Annotated in this window: 14 protein-coding genes; 6 read left to right on the top strand and 8 right to left on the bottom strand. The window is 69.7% G+C overall.

Annotated elements, in window-relative coordinates; translation table 11 throughout:
* Positions 1–116: 116 nt before the first annotated feature.
* Both Q1V88_RS17325 and uvrA read right to left on the bottom strand, forming a co-directional pair.
* On the bottom strand, positions 117–560 hold the full coding sequence (locus tag Q1V88_RS17325) for a Rieske (2Fe-2S) protein (protein WP_300682666.1): 444 nt from the start codon (positions 558–560) through the stop codon (positions 117–119).
* 13 nt (positions 561–573) lie between these two features.
* Positions 574–3417, bottom strand: coding sequence for an excinuclease ABC subunit UvrA (uvrA, locus tag Q1V88_RS17320; protein WP_300682664.1), 2844 nt, complete (start codon positions 3415–3417; stop codon positions 574–576).
* 69 nt (positions 3418–3486) lie between these two features.
* On the opposite strand from uvrA, the gene Q1V88_RS17315 reads away from it, so the two are divergent.
* The 3 genes from Q1V88_RS17315 (at position 3487) to Q1V88_RS17305 (ending at position 4927) form a co-directional block, all read left to right on the top strand.
* A complete protein-coding gene (locus Q1V88_RS17315; RefSeq protein ID WP_300682662.1) occupies positions 3487–4158 on the top strand; it encodes an MBL fold metallo-hydrolase in 672 nt (223 codons plus the stop codon).
* Positions 4152–4529: a hypothetical protein gene (locus tag Q1V88_RS17310; protein WP_300682660.1), complete on the top strand. Its 378-nt coding sequence runs from the start codon at positions 4152–4154 to the stop codon at positions 4527–4529. Before Q1V88_RS17315 ends, Q1V88_RS17310 begins: the two co-directional genes overlap by 7 nt.
* 80 nt (positions 4530–4609) lie before the next feature.
* Positions 4610–4927 (top strand): helix-turn-helix transcriptional regulator, encoded by a 318-nt coding sequence (locus Q1V88_RS17305; RefSeq protein WP_300682658.1) that lies wholly within the window; start codon positions 4610–4612, stop codon positions 4925–4927.
* Here Q1V88_RS17305 and Q1V88_RS17300 read toward each other — a convergent pair.
* The 4 genes from Q1V88_RS17300 to Q1V88_RS17285 all read right to left on the bottom strand — a co-directional run bounded on the left by Q1V88_RS17300 (position 4924) and on the right by Q1V88_RS17285 (position 7883).
* Positions 4924–5517, bottom strand: a complete 594-nt coding sequence (locus tag Q1V88_RS17300) for an ATP-dependent Clp protease proteolytic subunit (RefSeq protein WP_300682655.1) — start codon at positions 5515–5517, stop codon at positions 4924–4926. The genes Q1V88_RS17305 and Q1V88_RS17300 overlap by 4 nt on opposite strands.
* Positions 5514–6131: an ATP-dependent Clp protease proteolytic subunit gene (locus tag Q1V88_RS17295; RefSeq protein ID WP_300682653.1), complete on the bottom strand. Its 618-nt coding sequence runs from the start codon at positions 6129–6131 to the stop codon at positions 5514–5516. The genes Q1V88_RS17300 and Q1V88_RS17295 overlap by 4 nt, the downstream gene beginning before the upstream one ends.
* 60 nt (positions 6132–6191) lie before the next feature.
* Positions 6192–7415: an acyl-CoA desaturase gene (locus Q1V88_RS17290; protein ID WP_300682651.1), complete on the bottom strand. Its 1224-nt coding sequence runs from the start codon at positions 7413–7415 to the stop codon at positions 6192–6194.
* Between the two features lie 111 nt (positions 7416–7526).
* Complete coding sequence (locus Q1V88_RS17285) at positions 7527–7883, bottom strand: hypothetical protein (RefSeq protein ID WP_300682648.1); 357 nt, start codon at positions 7881–7883, stop codon at positions 7527–7529.
* An 18-nt stretch (positions 7884–7901) separates the two neighbouring features.
* On the opposite strand from Q1V88_RS17285, the gene Q1V88_RS17280 reads away from it, so the two are divergent.
* Positions 7902–8843, top strand: a complete 942-nt coding sequence (locus Q1V88_RS17280; RefSeq protein ID WP_300682646.1) for a carbohydrate kinase — start codon at positions 7902–7904, stop codon at positions 8841–8843.
* A 52-nt stretch (positions 8844–8895) separates the two neighbouring features.
* Here the strand turns inward: Q1V88_RS17280 and Q1V88_RS17275 are convergent, their stop codons facing one another.
* On the bottom strand, positions 8896–9831 hold the full coding sequence (locus tag Q1V88_RS17275; RefSeq protein ID WP_300682643.1) for a glycoside hydrolase family 6 protein: 936 nt from the start codon (positions 9829–9831) through the stop codon (positions 8896–8898).
* A gap of 29 nt (positions 9832–9860) precedes the next feature.
* Between Q1V88_RS17275 and map the strand changes: the two genes are divergently transcribed.
* Entirely contained in the window at positions 9861–10625 is a 765-nt protein-coding gene (gene map / locus Q1V88_RS17270) for a type I methionyl aminopeptidase (protein WP_300682641.1), read from the top strand.
* Here the strand turns inward: map and Q1V88_RS17265 are convergent.
* Positions 10588–12003, bottom strand: a complete 1416-nt coding sequence (locus Q1V88_RS17265) for an MFS transporter (RefSeq protein ID WP_300682638.1) — start codon at positions 12001–12003, stop codon at positions 10588–10590. The two genes, map and Q1V88_RS17265, sit on opposite strands and share 38 nt — an antisense overlap.
* Before the next feature lie 83 nt (positions 12004–12086).
* On the opposite strand from Q1V88_RS17265, the gene Q1V88_RS17260 reads away from it, so the two are divergent.
* On the top strand, positions 12087–13790 hold the full coding sequence (locus tag Q1V88_RS17260) for a sodium:proton antiporter (RefSeq protein WP_300682636.1): 1704 nt from the start codon (positions 12087–12089) through the stop codon (positions 13788–13790).

The raw sequence follows: 13790 nt of genomic DNA, 5'->3' as shown, positions 1-13790 counted from the left end.
CCAGGGCAGGAGCACCGCCGCGACAAGGACCCACAGGCCGACGAACACGACCGCCGCGAAGAGCCCGGCGAGCAGCCACACCACGGCCTGACCTCGCCGCCCGTGACCGCGACGGATCACGACAGGTAGATCTCGCCGTTGTCGACGGTGATCGGGAAGGCCGAGAGCGGGGACTTCGCCGGTCCCGACTCGACCGAGCCATCGGAGATGGAGAACTTGCTGAAGTGGCAGGTGCACACGATCTGCTTGTCCTGGACCTTGGAGACCAGGCACTGCTGGTGCGTGCAGACCGCGTCGAAGGCCTTGAACTCGCCCTCGGTCGGCTGGGTGACGACGACCTTCTCGGTGGCGAAGATCTTGCCGCCGCCGACCTCGATGTCGGCGGTGGCGACCAGCGGGGCAGCGACCGGGCGGCCGCTGCTGGTCGCCGAGGACGGCGACGTGGTGCCCGACGGCGTGCTGCTCGCGGCCGGGTCGGTGGCGGTGTCGTTACTACCGCAGGCGGCGACCAGGGGCACCGCGAGACCTGCGGCGATGGCGCTTCGGCGATTGAGGTTCATTCCTGCATCATCCTCATGGTTTCAAGAGCGGGGCGAGGAACCGTCCGGTGTGACTCTCCGCGCAGGCGGCGATCGTCTCGGGCGTGCCCTCAGCGACGACAGTACCGCCCTTGTTGCCACCCTCGGGCCCCATGTCGATGATCCAGTCGGCGGTCTTGATCACGTCGAGGTTGTGCTCGATCACGAGCACGGTGTTGCCCTTGTCCACCAGGGTGTTGAGCACGCCGAGCAGCTTGCGGATGTCCTCGAAGTGCAGACCCGTGGTGGGCTCGTCGAGCACGTAGATGGTGCGACCGGTCGACCGCTTCTGCAGCTCGCTGGCGAGCTTGACCCGCTGGGCCTCCCCACCGGACAGCGTGGTGGCCGGCTGGCCGAGCCTGACGTAGCCCAGGCCGACCTCGACGAGGGTCTTCAGGTGGCGGGCGATCGCGGGCACGGCGGCGAAGAACTCGACCGCCTCCGCGATCGGCATGTCGAGCACCTCGCCGATGTTCTTGCCCTTGTAGCGGACCTCGAGCGTCTCGCGGTTGTAGCGCATCCCCGAGCAGACCTCGCAGGGGACGTAGACGTCGGGCAGGAAGTTCATCTCGATCTTGATCGTGCCGTCACCGGCGCACGCCTCGCAGCGGCCGCCCTTGACGTTGAACGAGAACCGGCCCTGCTGGTAGCCGCGCACCTTCGCCTCCGGCGTGGAGGCGAACAGCTTGCGGACGTGGTCGAACAGACCCGTGTACGTCGCCGGGTTGGAGCGCGGCGTACGACCGATCGGACTCTGGTCGACATGGATCACCTTGTCGACGTGCTCCAGGCCGGTGATGGTCCGGTGACGACCCGGGATGGTGCGGTTGCGGAAGAGCTCCTTGGCCAGCGCCGTGTAGAGGATGTCGTTGACCAGGGTCGACTTGCCCGAGCCCGAGACGCCGGTGACGGCGAGGAAGACCCCGAGCGGGAAGGCGACGTCGATGTTCTTGAGGTTGTTCTCCTTGGCGCCGAGCACCTTCAGCTCGCGGCCCGGAGTGAGCGGGCGACGCTGGTCGGGCACGGGGATCTGGCGCTTGCCGGCGAGGTACTGGCCGGTCATCGAGGCCTCGTTGCGGTAGAGCTCCTCCACGGTGCCGGCGTGCACCACGTGACCGCCGTGCTCACCGGCGCCGGGGCCGATGTCGACCACCCAGTCGGCGACCCGGATGGTGTCCTCGTCGTGCTCGACGACGATCAGGGTGTTGCCCAGCTCCTTGAGCCGGACCAGCGTCTCGATCAGGCGGGCGTTGTCGCGCTGGTGCAGGCCGATGCTGGGCTCGTCGAGGACGTAGAGCACGCCGACCAGGCCGGCACCGATCTGGGTGGCGAGCCGGATCCGCTGGGCCTCGCCACCGGACAGCGACCCCGAGGGCCGGTCCAGGGAGAGGTAGTCCAGACCGACGTCGAGCAGGAACTGCAGGCGCTCCTGGATCTCCTTGAGCACCCGCTCGGCGATCTGGGCCTCGCGCTCGGTGAGGGTGACCTCGTTGAGCCAGGCGCTGGCCTCGTAGATCGGCAGCGCACAGATCTCGGCGATGTTGAGCCCGCCGTGGGCCCGCTCACCGAGGGTGACGGCCATCGAGACCGGCTTGAGTCGGCTGCCGCCACAGGTCGGGCACGGGACCTCACGCATGAAGCCCTCAAACCGCTCCCGGCTGGTGTCGGACTCGGCCTCACGGTGGCGGCGCTCGACGTAGGAGCGCACGCCCTCGAACTCCGCGTCGTACGCGCGCTGGCGTCCGTAACGGTTGACGGTGATGACGTGCACCTTGCGCGGGTGCCCGTCCAGGACGATCTTCTGCACCTCGGGGGTGAGGTCCTGCCACGGGGTGTCGATGTCGAAGCCGAGCTCGTCGCCGAGGGCGCCGAGCAGGCGCAGGAAGTAGTCGGCGATATGGGCGTGGCTCCACGGCTGGATGGCGCCGTCGGCCAGCGTCGCCTCCGGGTTGGGCACGACCAGCTCGGGGTCGACCTCCATCCGGGTGCCCAGGCCACTGCAGGCCGGGCAGGCGCCGAACGGGCTGTTGAACGAGAACGAGCGCGGCTCGAGGTCGTCGGTGTCGATGGCGTGGTCGTTGGGGCACGCCATCTTCTCGGAGAACTTCATCTGCTCGCCGGTGTCAACGAAGTCGACCACGACCAGGCCGCCGGTGAGCACCAGGGCGGTCTCGACCGAGTCGGTCAGACGGCGCTTGCTCGACGCCTTGACCGCGAGCCGGTCGATCACGACCTCGACGGTGTGCTTCTGCTGCTTGTTGAGCTTGGGCAGGTCGTCGAGGGTGTGGGTCTCGCCGTCGATCCGGACCCGGGTGTAGCCGTCGGACTGGAGCTGGGCGAAGAGGTCGACGAACTCCCCCTTGCGGCCACGGACCACCGGGGCGAGCACCTGGAAGCGGCGGCCCTCCTCCAGGGCCAGCAGCCGGTCCACGATCTGCTGCGGGCTCTGCCGCTCGATCGGGGCGCCACAGGTCGGGCAGTGCGCCCGGCCGGCGCGAGCGAAGAGCAGGCGGAGGTAGTCGTAGACCTCGGTGATGGTGCCCACGGTCGAACGCGGGTTCTTCGAGGTCGACTTCTGGTCGATCGAGACCGCGGGGCTGAGCCCCTCGATGAAGTCGACGTCGGGCTTGTCCATCTGACCGAGGAACTGGCGGGCGTACGCCGACAGCGACTCGACATAGCGACGCTGGCCCTCGGCGAAGATGGTGTCGAAGGCAAGGCTCGACTTGCCCGAGCCCGACAGGCCGGTGAAGACGATGAGCGCATCGCGCGGCAGGTCGAGCGAGACATCCTTGAGGTTGTGCTCCCGGGCACCCCGGATCACGATCTGATCTGCCACCTGAATCCCTTCGAACATGTGTTCCACAGCGTAGCACCGGCACGGTGGGGCCTCGCTATCATCGGCGCCATGACCTACACCGGATCGGTGACCCCCGGCGGCCCTGCTGACACCCGCGAGCTTCCCGCTCTGATCATCACCAAGGTCGCCGTCGATGAGAAAATGTCGAACAACTGCTACCTGCTCCGCTGCCGCGCGACCGGCACCCAGGTGCTGATCGACGCCGCCGACGACGCCCCGGTGCTGCTGGCACTGATCGGCGAGGCAGGCGTGGAGTCGGTGATCACCACGCACCAGCACTGGGACCACCACCGCGCCCTGGCCGACGTGGTCGCCGCGACCGGTGCTGCAGTGCTCGCTGGCGAGCCCGACGCCGACGCGATCGAGGAGAAGACGGGCGTCACCGTCACCCGCCGTCTCTCCGACGGGGACCAGGTCCGCTTCGGTGAGATCGTGCTCGACGTGATCGCGATCCGCGGCCACACCCCCGGCTCGGTCGCCCTGTTCTATGCCGACCCCGCCGGCGGCGGCCACCTCTTCACCGGCGACTCGCTCTTTCCCGGCGGTGTCGGCAACACCTTCGGCGACGCCGACGCCTTCGTCCAGCTGATCGACGACGTCTCCACCCGGATATTCGACCGGCTGGGCGACGACACCTGGTTCTACCCCGGGCACGGCAACGACTCGACTTTGGGCGCCGAGCGGCCGCACCTGGAGGAGTGGCGCGAGCGCGGATGGTGACCTGGCGCTTCGGCCTGCGCAGGACTGAGCGCGAGGCGAACAAACGGTCTGGTCGGCTGCTCGCAAACGTCGAGCGCACCTGCACCGTGCTCGGACAGGTCGGCGAGGACCACTGGGGTCAGTGGATGGCAACGGTGCTCAATGAACTGGCCGCTCACGACGCCCACGGTCTCGACCGCCTGCTCAGCGCGTACGGCGGCATGGGCAGTTTCAACGACCTGGTGATCACACCCCTGAACGGCCACACCGTCTCGGCAGGCGACGTCGACCGAGTCAACCGGGAGCTCAGTCGATTGCGGTCCGAGATGTACGACGACGCCGCGGCCCTTCGCCACACCACGCCGGGAACAGAGCTACCGCACTCGGAGTAGTGGCGCGAGCACGGCTGGTGAACGTTCGCCCCGTGCGAACACCCCTCGCCCCCCTGCTCCGATCGACGTAGCGTCAAGGCATGGGCGAAGTGATCGCGTTCCCGGCCCGGCCCCGACCGGCGGTGGTCGAGGCCGCGCCGTTGTGGCGCGAGGCCGTGGGCGGCGTACTGCGCGACGAGCGACGGCTCCAGGAACGGACGCTGGCCGACGTCGCCGGGCGTGCCGGGGTGTCGCCGCAGCACCTGTCCGAGGTGGAGCGCGGCCGCAAGGAGGCCAGCTCCGAGGTGCTGGAGGCAGTCTCCGGCGCGCTCGGACTCGGCCTCGTCGACCTCACCCGGCGGGTGACCCGTCGACTGGAGGACCAGAGCCTGAGCGGACCGGTCTGCCTGGCGGCCTAGGCCGTCCGACCCTCCAGGACCGCATCGGCCAGCCCGTAGGCAACCGCCTCGGAAGCGGTGAGGATCAGGTCCCGTTCCGTGTCGGCGCGCAGCCGTTCGACACTCTGCCCGGTGTGCCGGGCGAGCACCTCCTCGACCTCCGCGCGCAGCCGAACGATCTCCTTGGCCTGCAACGCGAGATCCGGGAGCGTCCCCTGTCCCCCGCCCGAGGGCTGGTGCAGCACGACCCGGGCGCGTGGCAGGACCGTACGCCGGCCCGGCGCGCCCCCGGCCAGCAGCACCGCCGCACTCGACGCTGCCTGGCCGATACAGGTGGTCGCGACCGGAGCCTGGATGAACTGCATCGTGTCGTAGATGCCGAGCATCGCGGTGACCGATCCACCCGGCGAGTTCAGGTAGAGGCCGATCTCGGTGCCGGGCGACTCCGACTCCAGGTAGAGCAGCTGGGCGATCACGACGTTGGCGACACCGTCGTCGATCTCGGTGCCGAGGTAGATGATCCGATCAGTGAGCAGACGACTGTAGATGTCGGTGACGCGCTCCCCCGTCCTGGTCCGCTCCACCACCGACGGGACCGCGTAGCTGCTCATCGGAACCCTCCGGTCACCATCTCGGCGCCGCCGGGTGTCACCGACGCCAGGTCGGCCAGCACGGCGTCGGCCAGCCCGTAGTCCACCGCCTCGGTCGCGGTGAACCACTTGTCCCGTCGGGCATCGCGCTCGACGGTCTCGAACGACTGGCCGCTGTGCTCCGCGGTCAGGCGCATCATCAGGTCCTTCATCCGCTCCAGCCGCGCCGCCTGGATCTCGACGTCGATCGCCGTACCGCCGATCCCGGCCGAGCCCTGGTGCAGCAGCACCTCGGCGTGCGGCAGCACGAAGCGCTTGCCGGGCGTCCCGGCGGTGAGCAGGAACTGGCCCATGCTGGCGGCCAGCCCCATCCCGAGGGTGGAGACGTCGTTCGGGATCAGCCGCATGGTGTCGAAGACGGCCAGGCCCGCCGAGACGGAGCCGCCCGGTGAGTTGATGTACAGGCTGATGTCGCGGTGAGGGTCCTCGGCGCTGAGCAGCAGCAACGCAGCGCAGAGCCGGTGCGCGATGGCATCGTCGACCTCCTGGCCCAGCACGATGATCCGCTGGTGCAGGAGGCGTTGGGTGAGCTGGTCGTCGATCGGCCCGAGGGGCGAGGTGGGTGTGGTGGTCATGGGTTCACCGTGGCTCGCGCCATGCCTCGGTTCCAGGGTTTCCCCTGTCAGCGGATCCGCTCAGAGGCGCGCCTGGGCCGCCTTCGCGTCCAGCTTCGCCTGCAGCTTCTTCCGCGTCGCCCGCCCACCGCGGGCCATGCCGTAGAGCAGCTTGAGCTGCGAGGGCAGGTTCTTCTTCGTGGTCGTGGCCATCCAGTTGTTCGGCAGCGAGAGCCGCACGATCTTGTGCCAGGCGCTGTAGACCTGCGCGGGCAGCGAGGCGGAGTGGTAGTCGAGGGCGTACTGCTCGAAGAGCTCGCGGACCTTGGGCGCGACCTCGGCGTACCGGTTGGAGGGCAGGTCGGGCCAGAGGTGGTGCTCGATCTGGAACGACAGGTTGCCGGTCATCAGGTGCATCAGCTTGGACCCGGAGATGTTGGCCGAGCCGAGCATCTGGCGGACGTACCAGTCACCGCGGGTCTCCTCGGTGGGCAGCTCGGCGACGTCGTACGCCGCGACTCCCTCGGGGAAGTGTCCACACATGATCACCGAGTGGGTCCACACGTTGCGGACCACGTTGGCGGTGACGTTGGCCAGCAGCGTCGGCACCGCTGAGGGCCCTGACAGCAACGGGTGCAGCACGTAGTCACGCAGCGCCTGGGTCCGCATCTTCGCCAGGGTCTGGCGCACCCCCTCGCGGAACTCCTCGGAGCGCTGCTCCTTCGGGATGCGCAGGTTGCGGCCGAGCTCGAGGTCGTAGGCGGCGATGCCGTACTCGAAGACCAGCATGTTGACGAAGTTGAGCAGCGGCTGGACGAGGTACATCGGGTACCACTTCTGACCGTCGTCGACCCGCATGATGCCGTAGCCGAGGTCGTTGTCCTTGCCGATGATGTTGGTGTAGGTGTGGTGCACCTGGTTGTGGCTGTGCTTCCAGCTCTCGGCGGTGGACGCGTTGTCCCACTCCCACGTCGAGGAGTGGATCTTCGGGTCACGCATCCAGTCCCACTGGCCGTGCAGGATGTTGTGGCCGATCTCCATGTTGGACAGGATCTTCGACACGCTCAGGCCGGCGGTGCCGAGCAGCCACAGCGGCGGCAGGATGCTGCCCAGCAGCACCGCGCGACTGCCGAGCTCCAGGTTGCGCTGGATCGTGATGATGCGCCGGATGTACGCCGCGTCCGCAGCGCCCCGCGACTCCATCACCTCGGCGCGGATCGCATCGAGGCGGCGGCCGATCTCCTCGATGTCCTCGCGCGTCAGGTGCGAGATCGGACTCGTGGCGATGTGCTCGGTGACAGTCACAGCTCGAGTCTGCCTGAGGATGAGCAACAAATTCTTGTGTCGCTGGCGTGAGACTGTCGGCGGTTCTTATCATTTGCGAACAATCCGGCCGGCGCTGGGCGGCGCGACGCGCTACTGGCCGTAGGTGTAGCGCAACTCGGCGTAGAGCAGCTGGTTGATCCGGTACGCCAGTCCCCTCCTGGCCACCTCGTCCTCGATCTGCTCAGGACTGAGCAGGGTGAAGCCGAGAGAGGTCTCGTCCCGCCACGGCCTCAGGTCGAGCCGGATCTGATCCTCGGGCCGGTCCTCCCACAACGTCGACCAGACCACCAGCTCGGGCTCGCTGGACTCCAGCACCCGGGGCCGAACCTCCCCCGGGCGCAGCTCCAGCCACACTCGGCTGCCGGTCCGCGCCGGCTCCATCAGATCGGCCCACAGCACGTGCTGCGGTGGCGGCATCCGTTTGGTCCTGCGCGCGATCTCCAGCACGTCCCTACCCTAGGCTCCATGACCTCCCCCGGCGACCGATTTCCTGCTGCCATCACGGTCGTCGGCGAGGCCGTCGTCGACCGGGTACGTCGTGCCGAGGGCACGCTGCGCGAGACACCCGGTGGCAGCCCCGCCAACGTCGCCCTCGGCCTGGCCCGGCTCGGCCACCCGACCACCTTCCTCACCCAGCTCGGGGAGGATGCCGCGGGCGCCCTGCTCCGCGACCACCTCCAGGGCGCCGGGGTGATCCTCGATGTCTCCACGACCCCGAGCGGGCGGACCTCGACGGCGCTCGCGACGCTGGCGGCCGACGGGTCGGCGACCTACGAGTTCGACCTCGCCTTCGCACTGCCGCCCCTGACCACCGCCGAGATCGACAGGCTCTGCGACGTCGCCGTCCTCCACGTCGGCTCGGTCTCCGCGATCCTCGGCGAGGACTGGGGTCGGGTGCGCGACCTGGCCGGGGCGGCCCGCGGTGCGGCGTTGGTGAGCTACGACGTGAACCTGCGCCCGGCCCTGACCGGCGCCGGTGACGACGTACGGGCTCGGGTGGAGGCGCTGGCTGCGACGGCCGATCTGGTGAAGGCCTCCGACGAGGACCTCGCCGCACTCTGGCCCGGCCTGGCCCCGCACGAGTCCGCCGCCCATCTGCTGAGCCTCGGGGCGAGTGCGGTCGTCGTCACCCTCGGTGGGGACGGGTGTCTGGCCATCACGTCCGCCCTCGACGTACGCCGTCCGGCGCACCGCACCACGGTCGTGGACACCATCGGCGCCGGGGACTCGTTCATGGCCGGGCTGCTGCACGCCGTGGCCGGCACCGACCTCGCGCTGCTGGACGCCCCGGCCTGGGAGCGGGTGCTGGACCGTGCGGCAGCGAACGCCGCCTTCACCGTCGCGCACGCCGGGGCTGCGATGCCGAGCCCGGCGGAGGTGGCGAACCCGGATCTCGACGGTGAGTAACCCGGAAGTCGAGGGTGGCGAACCCGGAAGTCGAGGGTGGCGAACCCGGAAGTCAGGCGACCAGGCGCGAGGCCAGCAGGTCGCTCCAGCGCCCCGCCTCCGGGCCACCGTTGCAGGTGCCGTCGGACTCGCCGGGGTGCTTGACCCAGAGGAAGCCGTCCAGCGCACCCCGGTGACGCACCAGCCGCGGCCGGGCACCGAGTCGGGCCCAGGTCGGGTTGCACCACTCCGAGGAACGGGGCATGGCACCGTTGCGCGAGGTGTCGATCACGAACCGCTTGCCCTTGAGCCCCCGGGCGCGCAGGCCGCGCACCACGCTCGCCCCGAAGCGCTTCTCGGCCGCCGTGGACCGGTAGTTGGAGACGTTGAGGCTCACCCCGCGTGCCCACCGCACCCCCGCCGCGCGCAGCCGGGAGACCATCACCGTCGACTTCTCCCAGTTGCTGTGGCCGGCGTCGAGGTAGATCCAGGCGCCGCTGCGAGCGAGCTTGCGGGTGGCCCAGCGCAGCAGCGAGATCCGCCCGGAGCCGCCGCACTTCCCCGCCGAGGCGAGCGCGTCGGGCTCGACCACCACCAGGGCCGAGGAGCCCTGGAGGGCGGCGGCGACCTGCGCGATCCAGCCCCGGTAGCCGGCCGCGTCGGCGAAGCCACCCGAGGAGTACGAGCCACAGTCGCGCCCGGGGATGGCGTAGAGCACCAGCACCGGACGGGCCTTGGCCGCTGCCGCCCGGTCCAGGTAGGCCGCCACCGTCGAGCGCACCGTGGCGGTGGAGAGCGACTCGGTCAGCCACCACGCCTGCGGGACCGTGCGCCAGGCGGCGTACGGACCACTCGCCGGGACCTGGACGGTCGCGGCGTCGGCGTACAACCGCGTCGGCGTGGGGCGAGCCTCGGCACCGGTGACGCTCAGCGTCGTGGTGATGGTCGCCAGGACCAGTGCCAGCACTGCCAGAGCGCTCCGTCGTCGTCCAGGGGTCCATCGCGCCACCGGCCTAGCCTAGAACGTAGGCTGGGGTCGTGATCGAACTGCGTACGCCCACCCAGCTGGAACAGATGAAGCCCGCTGGCCGCTTCGTCGCCGACGTCCTGACGGCGCTGAAGGAGAAGGCCGCCGTCGGCGTCAACCTGCTCGAGCTCGACGCCCTGGCGCACCAGATGATCAAGGACCGTGGCGCGGAGTCGTGCTACATCGACTACCACCCGAGCTTCGGCGCGATGCCGTTCGGCTACGTGCTGTGCACCAGCGTCAACGACGCTGTGCTGCACGGCCTGCCGCACGACTACACCCTGGCCGACGGCGACCTGCTCAGCGTCGACTTCGCCGCCAGTGTCGACGGCTGGGTCTCCGACTCCGCCCTGTCCGTCGTGGTCGGCAACGCCGACCCGAAGGACCTGCAGCTGATCGACGTCACCACCCAGGCCCTGGAGGCCGGCATCGCCGCGGCGAAGGTCGGCAACCGGGTCGGCGACATCAGCCACGCGATCGAGGTCGTCGCCAAGCGCAACGGCCTCAAGGTGAACACGCAGTTCGGTGGTCACGGCGTCGGCCGCACCATGCACGGCGAGCCGCACATCGCCAACGCCGGCAAGCCCGGTCGCGGCTACAAGCTCGAGCCCGGCCTGGTGATCGCGATCGAGCCGTGGTTCCTGCACACCACCGACGAGATCTTCATCGACCCCGACGGCTGGACGATCAAGTCCACCGACGGCTCGCGCGGCGCCCATATGGAGCACACCGTCGCGATCACTGCTGACGGACCGCTGATCCTGACCGCACGCTGACCTCGGCGCGGCGGCTCACCACGGTGTGGGCCGCCAGCACCGCGAAGATCAGCACGCACACCCCGGCACTGACGGCGAAGGTGCCGTCGATGCCGGCATCCGTCGGCTCGCCGAGCGGACCGGCATGGGCTGCCAGGACGGCCGCGGAGATCGCCGTACCGAAGGAGCTGCCGACCGTACGCAGCACCTGGTTGAAGCTCACGGAGCTGCCCAGCTCCTCGGCCGCGACCGAGCGGGCGATCAGTGCCGGCATCGCCGCATAGCTGGAGCCCATCCCGAAGCCGAAGAGCAACATCCCGACCAGCAGCTCGATCAGGTGGCTGTGCGCGAGCCAGAGCAGCGCGGCGGCGACCGTCATCAGCCCGGCCCCGATCGGGAGCAGGGTGGCCAGGTCGATCCGGGCCGAGAGCCGGCGCACGATCCGGTTGGCGGCGAAGCTGCCGATCGACAGCGGCGCGATCACGAAGCCTGCCCACAGCACCGGCATCGCCAGGCCGTAGCCGGTCGAGGCCGGGGCCTGGGCGACCAGACTGCCGACCGAGAGGCCGATGTAGAGCGCTCCCCCGAGCGCGATCGCCGTGCTGTTGGCCAGCACGACGTCCGGGCGTGACATCACCCGCAGGTTGATCAGCGGATGGGTGCTGCGCAGCTCCAGGGCCACCCACGCCGCGAGTACGACGATCGCGCCGACCATCACGGCAGCGAAGGTGACCGAGCCCCAGCCCCAGTGCTCCCCCTCGCTCAGCCCCAGCAGCAGCGCACCAAGGCCGATCCCGAGCAGACTCGCGCCGGGCAGGTCGAAGGGGTGCTGCGGGGCGGCGTCGGGGTCGTCGGTCGGGATGCCGCGCACGACCACGACGATGGCCGTCACGACGAAGAGGGCTGCGAACCAGAACGCGGCCCGGTAGCTGGTGGTCCCCGAGATCACGCCGGTCAGCGGGTAGCCGACGCCGATGCCGGAGGCGACGGTGACCGAGAGGCTGGAGATCGCGCTCTGGCGGTGGGCCGGGGCGACGTAGCGCCGGGCCAGCGAGATCGTCACCGAGACGATCCCGTAGGTCAGCCCCTGCATCGCCCGGCCGAGCAGGAAGACCCAGAACGTGGGCGCCAGGGCGGCGATGATGCAGCCGGCGAGCACGATCACCAGCGAGACCAGCAGCAGCCGCTTCTGGTGCGGGCCGTCGCTGAGCCGCCCCATCACCGGGGTGGCGACCGCTCCGGCGAGCAGGTTGATGGTGAGCATCCACTGGGCGGTGCTCACCGAGACGTCCATGCCGTCGGCGATCGAGGGCACCAACAGCATGCCGAGCGAGGAGACGATCGCGGTCGACAACGCTGCATAGACCAGTACCGGCACGATCCGAGGCGACGCATTCACATAGGTATTCTATGTTCATTGCCGGGTGGGAGCCGCATCGCCGGGTCCCGGTGGGCCAGGGCGTCCATGAAAAGATCGAGGCTATGGAGCGCGAATTCCTGTTCATCGCCGCCGCTGCCCTGGGCATCATGATCGCCGCCTCGGTCTTCGCGCGGCGGACCAACATCGCGACACCGCTCCTGCTCGTCGCCCTCGGCGTCGGGGCGAGCTACGTGCCCGGCACCCCGGCCATCCACCTCGAGCCGGAGCTGATCCTGGCCGGCGTACTGCCACCGCTGCTCTACGCCTCAGCGGTCCAGCTGCCGGTACACGACCTGCGCCGCAACCTCACCCTGATCGGCTGGCTCTCGGTCGGGATGGTGATCATCTCCGCGCTGCTGATCGGCTTCGTCGTCCACCTGGTCTACCCCGGCATCCCGTTCGCCCTCGGGGTCGCGCTCGGTGCGGTGGTGAGCCCGACCGACGCCGTCGCCGCGACCGCGATCGGCCACCGCGTCGGCCTGCCGCCGCGCCTGATGTCGGTGCTGGAGGGCGAGAGCCTGGTCAACGACGCATCGGCCCTGGTGATGCTGCGCACCGCCGTCGCCGGCCTCTCGGCGACCAGTGCGTTCAGCTTCGGCCACACCGTCGTCGACTTCGGCTGGGCCGTCCTCGGCGCCCTGGTGATCGGCGTCGTGATCGGATACCTGAGCGTGCTGCTGCGCGAGCGGCTCGACGACCCGGTGCTCAACACCACGATCTCGTTCGCGGTCCCGTTCCTGGCCTACTTCCCCGCCGAGGAGGTGCACTCCTCCGGCGTGCTCGCCGTCGTCGCGGCCGGCATCGTCAGCGGCTCGCTGGGCAGCAAGCGGCTCAGCGCCCGCGACCGGCACACCCAGTCGACCAACTGGACGACGATCAACTTCATCCTGGAGAGCGCCGTCTTCCTGCTGGTGGGCTACCAGCTCTCCGACATGATCACCACCGCCCAGAAGGACGCCTCGACCTCGGAGCTGATCGGCCTGGTCGCGATCGTGGTCGCGATGCTGATCGGCCTGCGGATGCTCGGATTGGCGTGGCCGGCCCTGCGCGCCCGCTTCACCCCAGGGAATCGGTACGCCGAGACCCGCGCCCGCTATGCCGCGTTCGAGGAGCACCTGGACGCCCTGGAGCCCGCCGACACCCGCGAGATCAACCGGGTCGAATGGGCCCGCCGCCGGCTGGCCCGGGGCCGGGCCGACATGGACTTCGAGCAGCGCGAGCCGCTCACCGCCCGCGGCTACCTGGTGCTCGGCTGGGCGGGGATGCGCGGCGTCGTCACGGTCGCGGCCGCCCAGACCATCCCGGCCGACGCACCCCACCGCGCCACCGTCGTGGTGGCAGCCTTCTTCGTCGCCCTGGTGACCCTGGTGATCTTCGGACTCACCCTGCCCGCCCTGATCTCCCGCCTGGACCTGCGGATGGCCACCGCCCAGGAGAAGCGCAGCTCCCTGGCCGCCCTGATGCGCAGCATCGGCGAGGAGGCGATTGACGAGCTCGGCCCGCTGGCCGAGCAGGACATCGACGGCGAGCCGATCGACCCGCTGGTGATCAAGGCGATGAAGGAGCGGGTCATCCCCCGCCTCACCGCCGGCACCCAGTCGACCAAGGCCAACCGGGACCAGCTCGCCGTCCTGCAGCAGCGCTACCTCGACGCGATGCGCAACGCCCTGGTCGCCGAGCGCAGCATCGGGGCCTACAGCTCCGACACCTTCCGCCAGGTCGAGCACCTGCTGGACTCGATGGAGCAGCGCCCGCACCTGGCCTGA

The organism is Nocardioides sp. (assembly GCF_030150155.1).
Lineage (GTDB): Bacteria > Actinomycetota > Actinomycetes > Propionibacteriales > Nocardioidaceae > Nocardioides.
The sequence above is the reverse complement of the archived record's forward strand: the minus strand, read 5'-3'. Positions and strand labels throughout refer to the sequence as shown.